The organism is Paenibacillus oceani, assembly GCF_014705615.1.
In the GTDB taxonomy this organism is placed as follows: Bacteria; Bacillota; Bacilli; order Paenibacillales; family NBRC-103111; genus Paenibacillus_AB; species Paenibacillus_AB oceani.
In genome coordinates this window covers 1-15,185 of record NZ_JACXJA010000018.1, presented here as the reverse complement: position 1 = coordinate 15,185, position 15,185 = coordinate 1, and the positions used below count along the sequence as shown (strand labels likewise).

The following is a 15,185-nucleotide window of genomic DNA, read 5'->3' as shown; positions in this document are numbered from 1 at the left end:
TACATTTCATACATCACGCAAATCATCAGCATCTGCAACGACTGGTGATCGTCTGTACTTCCAGATCATTCATCTGTTCCGGCTGGAAGCCTGATTCACAGCTTCTTCGCCCCCCATCTCCAAACCTCCTTGTCCCTCCCATAATCAAGGCATGTAAGGACGGCTGATTCCTTACAATTCCTTTCGAAATTATAGCAATACCCCCTATACAGAACATATACAACCCGACTACCGGCACCGCGCGTCGAAAACCTTCCTCCCGCGCAACGCTTCAAGAAGGAGCGATGCTTATTCCTCTCGTTATCCGGATTTTTTTTATGAAATCGGGAGTTCATATGGGATGTAAGTTTTTGTATAGGCATACCGTTTATAATGGAAACTATTCCAATTTCGAGGAGGCATTCCATGTATTCATCCGTCCAAAAGTACACGGCTGAACTGATCGGGACTTTTGTGCTGGTGCTGGTAGGCTGCGGAAGTGCGGCTACTGCGGGGGAACAGCTTGGATTTCTGGGAATCGCGATGGCGTTTGGCTTATCGATCGTCGCGATGGCCTACGTGATCGGCCCGATCTCCGGCTGCCACATCAATCCGGCTGTTTCGCTTGCCATGCTGCTCGGCAAGAAGCTGTCCGGCAAAGATTTCGCCGGTTATGTCGTCGCACAGATTTTAGGAGCTGTCGCGGGCTCGGCACTGCTGTATGCGATCATCGATTCAACCGGTCAGACGGTAGCCGGTCTGGGGCAAAACGGGTTCGGCGAGGGGTACGGCATCGGTATATCGGCGCTGATGGCGGTAATCGTAGAAATCGTTCTCACCTTCGTGTTTATTTATGCGATCCTCGGCGTAACCGCTTCGTCGGACAACAGAAGCACCGCCGGGATCGTCATCGGCCTATCGCTCGTTCTCGTACATATTCTCGGCATCGGTCTGACCGGCACCTCGGTCAACCCGGCGAGGAGCTTCGGCCCCGCCCTCCTGCTGGGCGGCGATGCGCTGTCGCAGCTATGGGTGTTCGTCACTGCTCCGTTCATCGGGGCTGCGCTGGCTGCGTTCGCTTATCGGGTGCTAAATAGCCGCACATAAGCTATTCATCAAACGAAAAGACCTCATCTTCCACTGCAACGTGGATGAAGAGGTCTTTTTTCTTAAGCATATTGGTTCCAAGCCAATCTCAAAAAAACGCAAATGACGGTTTGGGTTTGTTGGATAGCCTCTACGGCGTGCAAAACTGAATGCCTTGTGTAAGCGGCCCTGGTCTAAGCCCCGGATATTCTCGGCATCGGCATCGGTTCCTTTCCGAGCTCCGCCCAGATGTATTTCAGCAGCAGGTCCGCCTTCAACTCCCGGAATCGTTCGTCATCCCACAAATTCCGCGTCTCCCCCGGGTCCTTCGCCAAGTCGAACAGTTCCCCGTACGTTTGGTTGTAGTACACGGTAATCTTGTACCTATCGTTCACATACGTCTTCTGGTGAATGGTCGTCGGCTCGTGGTGGAACTCGCAAATAATATGATCGCGTGCGCTCAATTCGGGATTTTGCCATACGGCGGATTGGTCGACGCCCGTCATCGCTCCGGGAATCGGCGCTCCCGCAAACGACAGGAAAGTCGGCGCCAGATCGACCAGCGACTGCATCGAATCCGATACGCGGCCGGCCGGCACGTGCCCCGGGTATTTGACGATAAACGGAACCCGAATCAAATCCTCGTAATGAAAGCCTCCCTTGGCCTGCAGGCCGTGCTGTCCGAAGAAATGGCCGTGATCGGTCGTAAACACGACAATCGTATTGTCCGCCAGTCCCAGGGCGTCGAGCTTATCGAGAATTTGTCCGATACATTTGTCCATATAGCTGACCATTCCGTAATAAACCGCCACCAGCTTCTTGCGGTCCTCGTCCGTCATATTGACGTGGGAATGATAGCCATGAATGCCGAACCCGCTCTCCTTGTAGTCCGAGAAGTCGGGATTGCTTTCTTGCGTTTTTCGGAAATGCGGCGGATTGGCGTCATGCTCGCCGGGCGTAACGGCAGGTACGGTAAGCGAATCCGGATCGTACATCGTGTCCCACGGCTCCGGCACGAGGTAAGGCGGATGCGGGTCCGGGAAGCTTGCCCACAGGAAGAAGCTGTCTCCGCTCTCTTTGTATTGCTCCATTAGCTCGCCGCTTCTTTCCGCAATCCATGTATTGTAATGGTATTTCTCGGGAATCGGCCAGCAGTACAGCTCATTCGGGTCCATCGTGCCGATCGGCGGCGTGAAGTAGTCCCGCCAGTTCAGGCATCCTTTCTCCTCCATCCACAACGCATAGTGCTGTCCCACCAGCCATTCGTTCGTATGGTTGCGGACCATCTCCGCCCGTTCGAATCCGTAATACGGGCCGGTAAACGTTTTCCAAAATTCGAAATCGTGCAGCTTCTCTTTCCCTTCGAGCGAAGGGTACTCCTCCGTCGAAAACACCGGCTGAAAATGGGCTTTGCCGATAAGCGCGGTCCGATAATCCGCCTTTTGCAGCAGCTCGCCGACCGTCACCCGGTCTTCCGCCAATTTGGTCCCGAGCGTCCAGGCGCCATGCTGGCTCGGATACATCCCGGTAATGATGGAGGAGCGGGTCGGTGTACAAGTCGGATTCGGGCAATAGGCCCGGCCGAACGTCGTCCCTTCGCGAACGAGCCGGTCCAGATGGGGTGTACGGATCTCGTCATGAAACGCTCCGATCGTATTCCAATGCTGCTGGTCGCTGGTGATAAACAGAAAATTAGGTTTCGAGCCGCTCAAAAGCGCATCCCCTCCTTGACATACTTCCATCATACAAAGGAACCCGGTCCGGCAAAATAACATTCGGTTACTTTTATTTGTCATTTTGTTGCGCAAGTTGTATCTTAAGCCTTATAGAGGATATTCAAAAAGTCCACTTTTGATCACGAAGCAGATCAGGAAGCCTGCTCGACATCGAATATGGAATTCAGCCGGAACTTCCGGTGCTCACGTAGCTCCACTACGCTCCGCTCCTCATTTCCTAGCTTCATCCCATCTTCTCGGTGCTGAAAACCGGACTTTTTGAACTCGTACTTATTAGGAAACGATAGGGGGATCGCAGCCGTGCGGGAATATTCGAGCGAATTCATGGAAGCATGGTATCATACGCCGGACGACTTCGACCGGATGGGCGGCATATGGCCGCTGCGTATCGGCCGAAACGCCGCCAAACCCGACTACCGGTCCGGACCGCGGCAAATCGATTATTATAGTATACATTTTGTGAGAGAAGGGCGCGTAGAGCTCCTCTATGGCAACCAGACAGCGGTGCTTGGCAAGGGCGACTTGTTCTGCCTGTTCCCGCATGTCACGTACGTGTACCGGATCGTCTCTTCGCCCCGTACGCTGGAGATGGTGTGGCTCGCTTTTGACGGCGATCAGGCCGGTCCCATGCTCGCTATGGCCGGATTAAGCGAACAGAAGCCGTATTTGCATCGAGCGGTCGACAAAGATCTGGACATCCTGCTACAGCAAATGCTTCAGGTGATGTCGGTCCGGGGCACGAAATACGTGCTTGCGCTGAACGGACTGATGTACCGGATGTTTGCAGGGCTCATTCCCGAGCAGGAAGCGGAGACGGTGCGGACCGAGACCGCAGGGTGGGTCCGTCAAAGCATCACATTTATGAACGCCCATTTCGCCGAACAGATCACGGTAGCGGACGTGGCCGGCCAGATCGGGATCGACCGCTCTCATTTCTCCAGAGTGTTCTCGCAGACGGTCGGCATGCCTCCCGTGAAATATTTGCAAAAGCTGCGCATGGACCGGGGCTCCGACCTGCTCCGCAGCACCTCCCTATCCATCACCGAGATTGCGCTTACGATCGGATACCCGGATCTGTATTCGTTTACGAGGGCGTTTCGCAATCACTTCGGAATGTCCCCGAGGAAGTTCCGCGAATAGGGAAGGGAATGGACGGAATGAATATGGACGGCTATCGGGCCGGGTGGTTTCGGTACGCTGCCGGAAACCTGGAACATTAAGAAAATCTTCATTATTTCTTGAGTATCTGTTAAGTACGTTCGTGTATGATGAAACTTGTACAAGGCCAGAGCTGAACCAAGCGGCCGTATATACATAAACGGAGGGGTATCGTGCTAGTCGTCCAACAGCTTTCCCATACGTTCCTTAGCGGAACGGAACCGACTCAAGTGCTCTCCGGAATCGACTTCCGCGTCGAGAAAGGCGAGATGGTCGCGCTGCTCGGCAGCTCCGGCTCAGGCAAATCGACGCTGCTGAACCTGATGGCCGGACTGATGAAGCCGACCGAAGGCAGTATCCTGATCGCCGGACGGAATATCGAAAAGATGAACGAAAACGATCTGGCTGTATTCCGGCGTTCGCATATCGGCTTCATCTTCCAATCGTACGAGCTGATTCCGCATTTGACGGTGCGTGAAAATGTCGAGCTGCCGCTCGTCTTCCAGGGCGTGAAAGGAAAAGTGCGCCGCGAGCGGGCGATCTCCCTGCTAAGCCGGGTCGGACTGGCCGGCAAGACGGAACTGTTCCCCTCCCAGCTGTCCGGGGGCCAGCAGCAGCGGGTCAGTATCGCGAGGTCGCTCATTACAGAGCCGGCTGTCGTCTTCGCAGACGAACCGACCGGCAACCTCGACACGAAAACCGAGGAAGAAATTATCGATCTGCTAATCGAGCTGAATATGGGCCACGGCATCACCTTTGTCATCGTTACCCATGAGCACGAAGTAGCCCGGCGTACGAAGCGCATTATCCAGCTGAGAGACGGACGTCTCGTCGATCCGGATATACAGGCGGGTGAAGGCGCATGAGAATTCGCGATTATATCGCTTTAGGCTGGGACCAGTTGCGCAGGCGCAAGGTGGTTACGCTGCTGTGCGTCATGGGGATCGCCATCGGCTCGGCTTCGATCGTCGTCGCTCTTGCGTTCGGGGAGTCGATCTCGCATTACAGCACGAAGCAGATGAGCTATTATTTGAAAACGGACGAAATCACGGTGATGAACCAATCCGGCGGCAGCCGCTCGGGGTCTTCGGGCACGGTGAACGAATACGCCATCACGAATCAGAAGCTGAATCTGATCAAATCGCTGCCCCATGTCAAAACGTTGGCCGGTTACCAGAACGTCGGCAGTATGTCGTTTATCGTGGACGACACGCGCACCGGGCGGCTTGACGTGACCGCGACCGATCTGACCACGCTTGCGGACTTCGGCATGGAGTTTCAGCAGGGGATGCCGATTGAGCAGGACAATACGATCGTGCTCAGCTACCCGGCCACTGTCGGGCTCAGGGATAATCAGGCCGCGCGTATCGACGCCGCCCGTCAGCAGACGCAGGAGCAGATGATGGAAGATTTTAACGACCGCAGCCCGATCGTCTCTTATCCGCTCTACCGCAAGCAGATCCGGCTCATCCAGACGGCCAGCCTGCCTGACGGAACGATCAAAACGTTCGAGTTCCCGGTACGTGTCGTCGCGATCGAGAAACGAGCCGAGTCGATGTCCGACGATATGGTCCGCTGGTCGCAGAAGCAAGCCTACATATCGCCCGGTCTCGCCAAGCAAATCCGCGATGCCGTGGAGTCCGTTTCTACGCAAAAAAGCGTAACCGGCAGCGACCAGTCCAGCTATGACCGGGTTGTCGTCAAAATCGATCAGGTCGACCATGTCGCGGAAACCGACAAGCTGATCCAGTCGCTCAAGCTGCGAACGAGCAGCAACTTGGGCCGTCAGGAAAGCATGAGCAAGGAATTCGTCATCATTCGGATTATATTCGGGGGAGCGGGACTGTTCATCCTGTTCGTCGCTTCGATCTCGATCGTCGTCGCGATGACGATGTCGACCCACCAGCGGCGGCGCCAAATCGGAATCATGAAGGTGCTGGGTGCCAACTTGAGCCAGATCCGCAACATGTTTATCGTTGAATCGGCGCTGCTCGGCTTGTTCGGCGGCATGGTCGGCATTTTATTCGCTTATTGGGTTATTTGGGGGATCAATATTATTCTGGTTCAGACCGGCTCTGTCGGGTCGGGGGAAAATGCGGAGATTTTGTTCATCAGCGCCTGGATATTGCCGCTCGGCCTGTTCTTCGCCTTGATGACCGGCATTATGTCCGGCTTGTTCCCGGCTGTCAAAGCTTCGAGAACCGACGCGCTGACCGCGATTAAACGAGAGTAGCAAAGGAGAAGCACGATGCGTAAAAAGAAGACGTGGCTATATATCATTCTCGCGGTGTTGCTGGTCGCGGTGAGCGGCTTTCTGTACACCCAGAGCAAGCCGAAGGCGCCGGCGCCGGGGGCCGGAGCTAGCTCGGGCAGTGCGCTCAAATTCCAGGCCGTCAAAGAAAATCTGGCCAATACGGTAGAGGTAAAAGGGAAATCGTCGTATGTGAAAGAGACGACCGTCTACGCCCCGTTCTCCGCCGACGTTACCGAATGGAACGTATCCGACGGCGCCCAGTTGAACAAAGGCGATGTCATGTTCAAGCTGGACGATAAGGCGCTGCGTGCCGAGATCGGGGTGCTGACCGCGAATATGCGCAAGCAGGAGCTGGAAGCGAAGCTGCGGTCCGCCGAGCAGGCGGCAGGCGCCAAGATCACGGAAACGATCGCATCCAACGAAGCCGAAGCGCTACAGCGGGTCGCCAAAAACGCCTCCAAGGACGTGCAGGAGGAGCTGGAGCGGATTAACCGCCAAATCGCCGGCGCCGATCTGGAGACGAAGCAGAGCAAGCTTACCCAAGCGGTCACTACCGCGCCGGAATCGGGCATCTTCCTCGCCGCAAGCGGCCAGAAGCCGCAGAAGCTCAGGGAAGGCGACGTGATCGGCAAGATCGTCGACGTGTCCAAGATTCAGATGACGACCTCCGTCGGCGAATACGACGTGTTCCGGATCAAGCCGGGGATGACGGTGCAAGTGAGTATCGACGCCTTGAAGGAAGAGAAGCTGGCCGGCAAAGTCGAGAAAGTATCGAAATTTCCGAAGCCCGCCGCCAGCAACTCGAACGACACCGCGCCGGCCCAATTCGAAATCGTCATCTCGCTGGACGCGCATGCCAGTCTGATCGCCGGACTCGGGTTAACCGCCAAAATCGAGACGGACAACAAGTTGGGCGTCCTGACCGTACCGACAATTGCGGTGCAGCGGGACAAGGACGGCTCTTACGTGCTGCTCGAGACGGCGCAAGGTACGGAGAAACGTCCGATCAAGGTCGGACTGGAAACCGCCGACAAAACCGAAGTGATCGAGGGCCTGCAGGAAGGCGACTCGGTCGTGCTGCAATAATTCATATCGATTATCCCTATAACCGCCGGACGGCTCATCCTCCTTCAACTGAAGAAGCGATGAGCCGTTATATTATTCGCCGGGCGGCACAAGCCCCGCGGGAAGCCGGTTCCGCTTATTTCATCGTACGATTGTGCAAGTCGGCAACTTCCCCTGCGGACAAAGCCCGGTTATACACGGCCAGTCCGCCCAGCAGACCGGTATAGAAGTTGCCGATCTCGCCGGAACGGTCCACCGCGCCGACCGTAAAGTCCGCGCCGTCCGGCCCGCCGTCGTACAACCCTTCGGGGTAGTCGTACGGGTTGTACGTTTCTCTTTCGTCCAGCACGCCGTCCACATACACTTTGGCCAGCCGGCCGTCATACGTAAAGACGACGAAGTGCCACTCCGCCTTGGAGAGCGGCGTTTGTCCGATCGCACTTGTCATGCAATACTTGTACCCGGGCGTCGGTCCGCCTACCGAGGAGACGTGACCGCACGCCTGACTGCGGCTCTCCCAGATCCGCAGATCGAGAAACAAGCAATACTGGCGCTTCCGCCTCGATTCGTCCCATATGCCGGCGACGGCTTGACAGCCCTTGCTCTCGATATCCGCCCAGTTGATCCAGGCCGCGACAGTCAGCTTCGCATCGGGGCCGTGAATGTCGAGCGCGGGACAGTCCGCCCGCGGCAGACGGAACCAATCTCCGAACTTCAGATCGGCCGAGTAAGGGCCGAATATGCCATCGTCCGTCCGTTCGACGGCTCCGCCGCCTTCGGTCAACTCATACGGATACGGCCCCTTGGCTTTGCGCCGCTCGCCAGCCTGCTCCTGAAAATCCCAAAACGAGATCAGCCCCCCAGCCGCGTTTACCGCCTCCGCCGCAGCGGCATAACGTGTTTCCTCTCTCATCCTCCAAGCCCTCCTTGTTCGATAACGGCCATTTCCGGCTTCTCTTCCATCGATACAGACAAGCCGCCAGCCTATCAAACCCATTTGGATTCATTTTACTTCCCCACCCGATCCGCCTCCAGTAACAAATCTATTTTCTTCTGTACGATTCTACGGCGGAAACGCGATTTCACCAAAAAAAGACACCTCCGGGGTGTCTTTTTTTGGTGAAATCGTGTATTGCAGGTCACGGCTTACACCGATTCGCCCTTAAGCCGGGCTTCCTCAACGTCATACGTTTTGCCCGGCCAGAAGGCGGCGCGTCCCAGTACGGTAGTAATCGCCGGCACGAGGAACGGGCGGACGATAAAAGTATCCAGCAGTACTCCGATCGCCGTAATCAATCCGAACTGAAGCAGCACCTGGATCGGCAGCGTAGCTAATACGGCGAACGTTCCCGCCAGAATCAATCCCGCGGAAGTAATGACCCCTCCCGTCTCGGTGACCCCCTCCCGGATCGCCTCCTTAAGCGGCATCTGCTTCCGTTTTTTCCATATGCTCGATATCATAAAGATGTTGTAGTCTTCGCCCAGGGCGACAAGGAAGACGAAGGCGTACAGCGGAATCGCGCCGGCGATCGCATCGGCCCCCATCACGTAATGGAGCACGAGCCAGCCGAGCCCAAGTGCGGAACCGAACGACAGGACTACGGTTGCGATCAGATAAAGCATCGCCACAAAGGAGCGCAAGTAAGCGAGCAGGAGCAGGGCGATCAGCACGATAACGACCGGTATGATAACCCGTTCGTCGCGGACGCCGGCTTGCTTCGTATCGTGCTGCGTCGCCGTCTGGCCTGCGACCCAGACCCGATCTGCGGGAGCGGCGACGCCGGCAGCTTGAAGCGCCGATTCGGCCGCTGCGCGCAGCTCGGGAATTAACTTCATAGCTTCATTATCATAAGGATTTGCGTGCAGCTCGACGTTCACGGAGACGATGTTCGGATTTATGGCACCCTTCTGCGGAGCCGAGACCGTATCTACATATTCGAGCTTTTGCATAACCGCCTGCAAGTCGACCGCCTTGCCTTCCGTATCGGCCATCAGCTTCACAGGTGCCAGACTGCCCTCGGAGAAAGACTGTCCGATCAGTGTAAACCCTTCCCGGGACTGCATATCTTTAGGAAACGATGACAGCAGGTCGTACGTATACGTAATACCCGGCACGAAAGAAGCCGATCCGGCTAAGAAAGCCACGGTGACGACAATGACCGTCCAAGGCTTGCGGACGACGAGCGAGGCGAACCGCGCTCCGATCGTCTTCCGGCTGCGGATCTGCGGTACGGGAACTCCTTTCTTCTCCGCGCGCTCCCGGATCATGTCCGGCGTCCGGGGAACGAACGGGTAAAACGAAGCGCGACCGAGTACGGCTAACAGGGCCGGCACAAGCGTCAGGCTCGCGATCGCCATGATGAATATCGAGAGGCTGAACGGAACGGCAAACCGTTTGACCGCCCCGTAATCCGCCAGCAGCAGGGCGGCCAGCGCCAGAACGACGGTGAAGCCGCTCATCGCAATCGCGCCGGAGGAGCCGGATATCGCCTGCTTCAAGGCGGTCCACTTGTTCGGTTCGACCGTCAGCAGTTGACGGAAACGCGCCACCAGGAACAAGCAATAGTCCGTACCGGCCCCGAACAGAAGAACGGTCATAATCGAGATCGCCTGACCGTCCACCTCGATCCAGCCTATCTTCGCCATATAGCCGAGTATCGGACTCGTCACTCCATAGGCGAAACCTACTCCGATCAGCGGGATAAAAGCGAGGATCGGGGACCGGTAAATGAGCAGCAGCAGAACAAGGACGAGCAGGACGGTGGCGATCAGAAGCGACACGTCGGCGCTTTTGAATAATCCGACAGCGTCGACCGATATGCCGGCCGGTCCGGACACTCTGACGATCAACCGGTCCGAAGCCAGCTTCTCGGCGAAAGGATCCGCTCCCGTCTGGCTTTTTACCTGTTCGCGAAGGGCATCGAAGTTCTCGTTAAGCACATCGGTCTCGGCACCGTTTGCAAACACAATCGGCGTAACGAGCGTCTTCTTGTTCTCGGACAGCTGACTCTTCAGAGCGGGCAGCGGCATCTGATGATACGGCGGCAGCGCGGTCTGCTCAGGCAGCGGCTTGGCGGTAAACGTCTCGGCGAACTTCTGCACCGCCTTCAAGTCGTCGTCGGTCAGTCCCGTCTCCCGGTGCCAGACAATAAGCGCCGGTAGACCTTCCGCGTTCGGAAACTCCCGCTTGGCCACTTCGTCCGCCTGAACGGAAGGATACGATGCGGGCAGATTGGCCGCGCTGTTGTTCTCTTGAGAATTGACCGTCGGCCACAGCATGCTTAGCGACGCCGTCAAGACGATCCAGACGATTAAGGTGATCCATCTCCCCCTCGGTCCGGTTACGCCGTTTCCATACTTATTCGCAAAATTGTTCATCGTGCTCCTCCTTGGACTGCTTTATGATTCTCGACATCCCGGCCGTCTTCGGCTACAGTAATGTTGTATAAGTTAATTATATATACCGCATGGTCTATTTGACAATAGTTATACAAAAAAATTGGATATACTTATACATGAGAGGAGATCCGCTGTGAAAACATCACGATCCGACAAACGCAAACCGGGGCGTCCCAAAACCGGCATCCCGTCTACCGTAAAACCTACCGTGCTGCGCACCGCGTCCGCTTTATTTATGGAATTCGGCTACGACAGCGTCTCTCTGGAGCAAATTGCCGCAGCCGCCGGGGTTACGAAAGCTTCCGTTTACTATTATTTCCATAATAAAGCGGAATTGTTCGCTGCTTCGGTAATTCATATGATGTCGTACATCGGCAGCCGGACAAGCGCGCTGCTGGACGCCCCCGGCACTTTCCGGGAGCGGCTCGCATCGGTTGCCGAGGCTTATATGCAGCACGCGCATATCGATTTCGAAAGTCTGATGCGGGAAGCCGGTCCGGCCTTAACGCGCGAACAGACGGAAGGAATCCGGGAAGCCGAACGATCGATTCACGAAGTGCTGGCCGCAGCGTTCCGCAAAGAGATGAAGCAAGGCGAAGTCCGCGAGGGCGATCCGCTTTTATACGCCTATGCCTTCTCGGCGCTTATGATGCTCGGCGCACGAGGAGACGCTTCCGGAGGCGAACGGTCCGGCGCCAGGCAGGCCGCGTTCCCGGACCTTACTGCGGAGGGGATCGTCGACTTGTTTTGGACAGGGGCGGGGCGTATGGTATGATTTGGACAAGCTTTTGTTTAGGAGGATAACTTATGTCGCAACAACCGGTTGTGCAGTTGCGCAACGTTACGAAAAAAATCGGCGGCAAAACGATCGTCGACCGGCTTTCGTTCGAAGTGCCCAGGGGAGAGGTATTCGGCTTTCTCGGCCCGAACGGAGCGGGCAAAACGACGACGATCCGCATGATGGTCGGGCTGATCTCGATGACGGAAGGCGAAGTGCTCGTCAACGGCATTAGCGTCAACAAGCAGTTCGAGCGCGCGATGCGTCACGTCGGGGCGATCGTGGAAAATCCGGAGCTGTACAAGTTTTTGAGCGGCTACCAAAATCTTGTGCATTTCGCCCGCATGATCCCGGGCATTACCCGTGAACGGATCGATGAAGTCGTCGCGCTCGTCAAGCTCGAGAACCGGATCGACGACAAGGTGAAAACGTATTCGCTCGGCATGCGGCAGCGACTCGGGGTTGCCCAGGCGATTCTGCACAAGCCGGACGTTCTCATACTGGACGAGCCGACGAACGGCCTCGATCCCGAAGGCATCCGCGAGCTTCGCGACTATTTGCGGCAGCTTGCCAAGGCCGAAGGCACCTCGGTCATCGTCTCCAGCCATCTGCTCTCCGAGATGGAGCTGATGTGCGACCGGGTCGCGGTGATCCAAAACGGCAAGCTCGTAGACGTCAGGCCGATCCGCGACATGGTGGCCGCGTCCGAAGGCCCGGTGCAAGTGACATTCACGGCCGAGCCGGCCGAGCTCGCGGCCAAGGTGGCGTCCGGGATGCTCCAGGACGGACCCGCGATCGCCACCCGGGATGGGTTTACCGCCGCGCTTCCTTACGACGACATCCCTGGACTGGTCCGCAGGCTGGTCGAGGCGGACGTCCGCGTATTCGGCGTTAAAGCGGCTTCCAAAACTCTCGAGGATCAATTCCTCGAAATGACGCGAGGTGGCCAAATTGTCTAACCTGCTGAACCTCATTCAAAATGAGAATATGAAAATATACCGCCGTCCCCGGACCTGGATTATGGCCGCTCTGCTGCTGGCGGCTGTGCTCACGTTCGGCATTATGATGCGGAACTACGGGGGGAGCGGCGTCGATGCGGTTCTCTTTATGAGCAACGCCAGTTCGATGATGTTCCTCGTGTTCATCTTTTCAGTCGTGATCGCGTCGGATATCGTAGCCGGGGAATTCACCTGGGGGACGATCAAGCTGCTGCTGATCCGCCCGGTCAGCCGGTCCAAGGTGCTGCTGTCCAAGTACATCGCGGTGCTGCTTTTCATGCTGGCGCTTGTCGCGCTGCTGTTCGTTTGCTCGTTTCTCATTGGCGTTCTGCTGTTCGGCACGGCTTCCTCCGAGAACCCGATTGTGTTCGGCGATATTTTGCGCGACTACGGGTTCCAGCTCATCGAGCTGACGGTGAACGTCACGTTCGCCTTTATGATCTCGACGGTGTTCCGCTCCAGCGCGCTGGCGATTTCGCTCGCCTTCGTAATCATGTTCGCCTCGAGCTCCGTCATGGCGATCCTGATCGGCCTGAAGTACGGGTGGGCGAAATACATTTTGTTCGCCAATACCAATCTGGGGCTGTACTTCGGGGGTCGGGAGCCTCCGATTGAAGGGATGACGCTCGGCTTTTCCGTCACGATGCTGCTCATCTATTACATCGTGTTTCTCGCGCTGTCCTGGTACATCTTCAGCAAACGGGACGTAGCGGGGTGACACGGTCGGGTTGATCCGCTATAATGAGAGAAGAATTAGCACCTGGTCTTAACGCTATGACCTTGCCGTGCTTCTCCATTCGAACTTAGGCAAAGGCGGAACGAACCTATGAATTATGAGGCTTTCAAACAAATCGTACTCGACCGGCGCAGCGTCCGGAAGTTTACCGACCGCGACGTCAGCGTCGAGGATATCAAAGAATTGATCGACTGCGCCCGTTACGCGCCAAGCGATACCAACTCGCAAACGTGGGAATTTGTGGCGATTATGAACCGGGACAAAATTAAAGAAATCGAGCAGATGACTTGGGACGAGCTGAATAACCGCGCTGCGGAGGCGGAACAAAGAGGGCTTGGCCGGGAAGCGAGACTGCTGACCCGCTCGTTCGGTCCGTATGCGACGGCCTTCTCTGACGCTCCGGTGCTGCTCGTGCTGCTGGCTACGCCATACAACTCGAAATTCCGCGAGAAAATCTTCGACCCGATCGCACTCGTTGAGGACGCCGTGTGGGCCGAGGAAGGCATCAAGAGCAGCTGCCTGGCTGCGCAAAATCTGATGCTCGCCGCGCATGCCAAAGGGCTCGCGACTTGCCCGATGACCGGTCCCGTGCTGCTCGCCCAGCACCGCCTCCGCGACTATCTTGGCATCGACGAGTCGAAGCAGATCAACATGGTGATCGCGCTCGGCCACCCGTCCGATCATCCGGGACGGCTCCCCCGCAAAGAAGTCGATGAAATTTTGACTATCGTTCAGTAAAACCGAATCATGACCAACATCCCGACTTTCCGGCCAGCCGCTCAGCCGGGATGTTTTTTTGTTTTTCAATCGCAGGCGACGGCAAGCAGGAATATTTCACCGTCTCCCGAAACTATACTTGTACAAACGGCCGAAAGGAGCCATTCGAACGATGGAATTATCGCTGTGGGTCGTCTCGGCCCTGTCCTTCGCCTCTGTCGCCCTGCTGACCCCCGTCCTGATCTGGGGCTTGCGGACACTTCGCCTCACCCAGCCGATCCGCGCTGAGCTGCCGGCCGATCATCAGGCGAAAAAAGGAACGCCGCTGATGGCGGGCCTCATCTTTTTAGTCGGGGTGCTGCTTGTCGCTGTGTTAGCCCCGAGTCCGATCAGCTTGTATCTGTGCGCTGTGTTTCTGCTGTTCGGCTTTATCGGATTTCTGGACGATTTCAAAAAAGCGGCTTATCAGGACCCGCGCGGAGCGTCCGGGAAAATGAAGCTGATTCTGCAATTTCTGTTTACGTTTGTGCTTTTTGCGGCGCTGCCCCAACTGGACCTGTTTAACAGCGACGTAACGCTGTTCCGCGATCTGAAGCTGGAGCTTGCGCCGATCGTATACCTCGCGGTCATCTCGCTGTTCGTCGTCGGTTCCGCCAATGCGATCAACTTTACGGACGGCTTGGACGGTCTGCTTATTATTGTGGCGATCCCGACTTACTTTTTCTTCTTCGTCATCTCCGAACACCCGGAAGTGAAACTGTTCGCTCTGACGATGATCGCCTGTCTGCTCGGGCTGCTTCTGTACAACCTGTATCCGGCCAAGGCGTTCATGGGCGATACCGGCTCGCTGGCCATCGGCGGTTCGCTGGCCTTTCTGGCGGTGATCGAGAAGGTCGAGCTGCTGATCCCGCTGCTGTTTCTGATCTACTTCGCCGAACAGTTGTCGGTCATCCTGCAGGTGTGGTACTATAAGCGGACGAAATTGCGCATGTTCCGAATGGCGCCGATTCATTTTCATTACAGTCTGAAATACGGCTGGTCGGAAAACCGGATCGTCACCGTGTTCGGCCTTGTGTCGTGGGGATGCTGCCTCGTCAGTCTGGCGTTATGGAAGTGGATGTACTGACCGACCGCATTTGCCGGCAATTTGTTCCAGAAATTCAGCGATTAATTACATAGAACCGCGCCTGTGCCGTCTGCTGCATCTGGTAGTTGCGTCTGGACGGTCCTTTGGCGCGTAATCCCATCGATTTGGGCGCGGGAGGGACGGAGCTTCTGG

13 protein-coding genes are annotated in these 15,185 nt (G+C 56.5%); 10 read left to right on the top strand and 3 right to left on the bottom strand.

Translation table 11 applies throughout. From position 1 onward, the window contains the following. The first annotated feature begins 405 nt into the window (after positions 1-405). Positions 406-1,086 carry an MIP/aquaporin family protein gene (locus tag IDH45_RS14835; RefSeq protein WP_190928899.1) on the top strand — a complete coding sequence of 227 codons (681 nt, stop codon included), beginning with the start codon at positions 406-408 and terminating at the stop codon, positions 1,084-1,086. Positions 1,087-1,259: 173 nt separating this feature from the next. On the opposite strand, the gene IDH45_RS14830 is transcribed toward IDH45_RS14835, so the two are convergent. Further along, the gene (locus IDH45_RS14830) at positions 1,260-2,807 is read right to left on the bottom strand and encodes a sulfatase family protein (protein WP_190928925.1); all 1,548 of its coding nucleotides are present in this window, start codon (positions 2,805-2,807) and stop codon (positions 1,260-1,262) included. Between the two features lie 294 nt (positions 2,808-3,101). Here IDH45_RS14830 and IDH45_RS14825 point away from each other — a divergent pair, with 294 nt between their 5' ends. The 4 genes from IDH45_RS14825 to IDH45_RS14810 all read left to right on the top strand — a co-directional run bounded on the left by IDH45_RS14825 (position 3,102) and on the right by IDH45_RS14810 (position 7,299). Continuing rightward, positions 3,102-3,941, top strand: a complete 840-nt coding sequence (locus tag IDH45_RS14825; RefSeq protein ID WP_190928898.1) for an AraC family transcriptional regulator — start codon at positions 3,102-3,104, stop codon at positions 3,939-3,941. A 191-nt stretch (positions 3,942-4,132) separates the two neighbouring features. Further along, a complete protein-coding gene (locus tag IDH45_RS14820; protein WP_190928897.1) occupies positions 4,133-4,825 on the top strand; it encodes an ABC transporter ATP-binding protein in 693 nt (230 codons plus the stop codon). Continuing rightward, a complete protein-coding gene (locus tag IDH45_RS14815; RefSeq protein WP_190928896.1) occupies positions 4,822-6,192 on the top strand; it encodes an ABC transporter permease in 1,371 nt (456 codons plus the stop codon). Before IDH45_RS14820 ends, IDH45_RS14815 begins: the two co-directional genes overlap by 4 nt. A gap of 15 nt (positions 6,193-6,207) precedes the next feature. Beyond that, the gene (locus tag IDH45_RS14810; RefSeq protein WP_190928895.1) at positions 6,208-7,299 is read left to right on the top strand and encodes an efflux RND transporter periplasmic adaptor subunit; all 1,092 of its coding nucleotides are present in this window, start codon (positions 6,208-6,210) and stop codon (positions 7,297-7,299) included. 115 nt (positions 7,300-7,414) lie between these two features. Here the strand turns inward: IDH45_RS14810 and IDH45_RS14805 are convergent, their stop codons facing one another. Both IDH45_RS14805 and IDH45_RS14800 read right to left on the bottom strand, forming a co-directional pair. Continuing rightward, complete coding sequence (locus tag IDH45_RS14805) at positions 7,415-8,191, bottom strand: LamG domain-containing protein (protein ID WP_190928894.1); 777 nt, start codon at positions 8,189-8,191, stop codon at positions 7,415-7,417. 233 nt (positions 8,192-8,424) lie between these two features. Next, positions 8,425-10,656, bottom strand: coding sequence for an MMPL family transporter (locus IDH45_RS14800; protein ID WP_190928893.1), 2,232 nt, complete (start codon positions 10,654-10,656; stop codon positions 8,425-8,427). Between the two features lie 154 nt (positions 10,657-10,810). Between IDH45_RS14800 and IDH45_RS34680 the strand changes: the two genes are divergently transcribed. The 5 genes from IDH45_RS34680 (at position 10,811) to mraY (ending at position 15,032) form a co-directional block, all read left to right on the top strand. Continuing rightward, on the top strand, positions 10,811-11,452 hold the full coding sequence (locus tag IDH45_RS34680) for a TetR/AcrR family transcriptional regulator (RefSeq protein ID WP_317891212.1): 642 nt from the start codon (positions 10,811-10,813) through the stop codon (positions 11,450-11,452). A 32-nt stretch (positions 11,453-11,484) separates the two neighbouring features. Next, a complete protein-coding gene (locus IDH45_RS14790; RefSeq protein ID WP_190928892.1) occupies positions 11,485-12,414 on the top strand; it encodes an ABC transporter ATP-binding protein in 930 nt (309 codons plus the stop codon). Further along, positions 12,398-13,171: an ABC transporter permease gene (locus IDH45_RS14785; protein ID WP_317891211.1), complete on the top strand. Its 774-nt coding sequence runs from the start codon at positions 12,398-12,400 to the stop codon at positions 13,169-13,171. The genes IDH45_RS14790 and IDH45_RS14785 overlap by 17 nt, the downstream gene beginning before the upstream one ends. A 108-nt stretch (positions 13,172-13,279) precedes the next feature. Next, entirely contained in the window at positions 13,280-13,927 is a 648-nt protein-coding gene (locus tag IDH45_RS14780) for a nitroreductase family protein (RefSeq protein WP_190928890.1), read from the top strand. Between the two features lie 151 nt (positions 13,928-14,078). Continuing rightward, positions 14,079-15,032, top strand: coding sequence for a phospho-N-acetylmuramoyl-pentapeptide-transferase (gene mraY, locus IDH45_RS14775; protein ID WP_190928889.1), 954 nt, complete (start codon positions 14,079-14,081; stop codon positions 15,030-15,032). The last annotated feature ends 153 nt before the right edge of the window (positions 15,033-15,185 follow it).

What these genes read in the sequence shown, in the direction of transcription:
- IDH45_RS14805 (WP_190928894.1), bottom strand. Translation starts at nt 8,191, where the DNA reads ATGAGAGAGGAAACACGTTATGCCGCTGCGGCGGAGGCGGTAAACGCG.
- IDH45_RS14815 (WP_190928896.1), top strand. Translation starts at nt 4,822, where the DNA reads ATGAGAATTCGCGATTATATCGCTTTAGGCTGGGACCAGTTGCGCAGG.
- mraY (WP_190928889.1), top strand. Translation starts at nt 14,079, where the DNA reads ATGGAATTATCGCTGTGGGTCGTCTCGGCCCTGTCCTTCGCCTCTGTC.
- IDH45_RS14835 (WP_190928899.1), top strand. Translation starts at nt 406, where the DNA reads ATGTATTCATCCGTCCAAAAGTACACGGCTGAACTGATCGGGACTTTT.
- IDH45_RS14790 (WP_190928892.1), top strand. Translation starts at nt 11,485, where the DNA reads ATGTCGCAACAACCGGTTGTGCAGTTGCGCAACGTTACGAAAAAAATC.
- IDH45_RS14810 (WP_190928895.1), top strand. Translation starts at nt 6,208, where the DNA reads ATGCGTAAAAAGAAGACGTGGCTATATATCATTCTCGCGGTGTTGCTG.
- IDH45_RS14830 (WP_190928925.1), bottom strand. Translation starts at nt 2,807, where the DNA reads ATGGAAGTATGTCAAGGAGGGGATGCGCTTTTGAGCGGCTCGAAACCT.
- IDH45_RS14780 (WP_190928890.1), top strand. Translation starts at nt 13,280, where the DNA reads ATGAATTATGAGGCTTTCAAACAAATCGTACTCGACCGGCGCAGCGTC.
- IDH45_RS14800 (WP_190928893.1), bottom strand. Translation starts at nt 10,656, where the DNA reads ATGAACAATTTTGCGAATAAGTATGGAAACGGCGTAACCGGACCGAGG.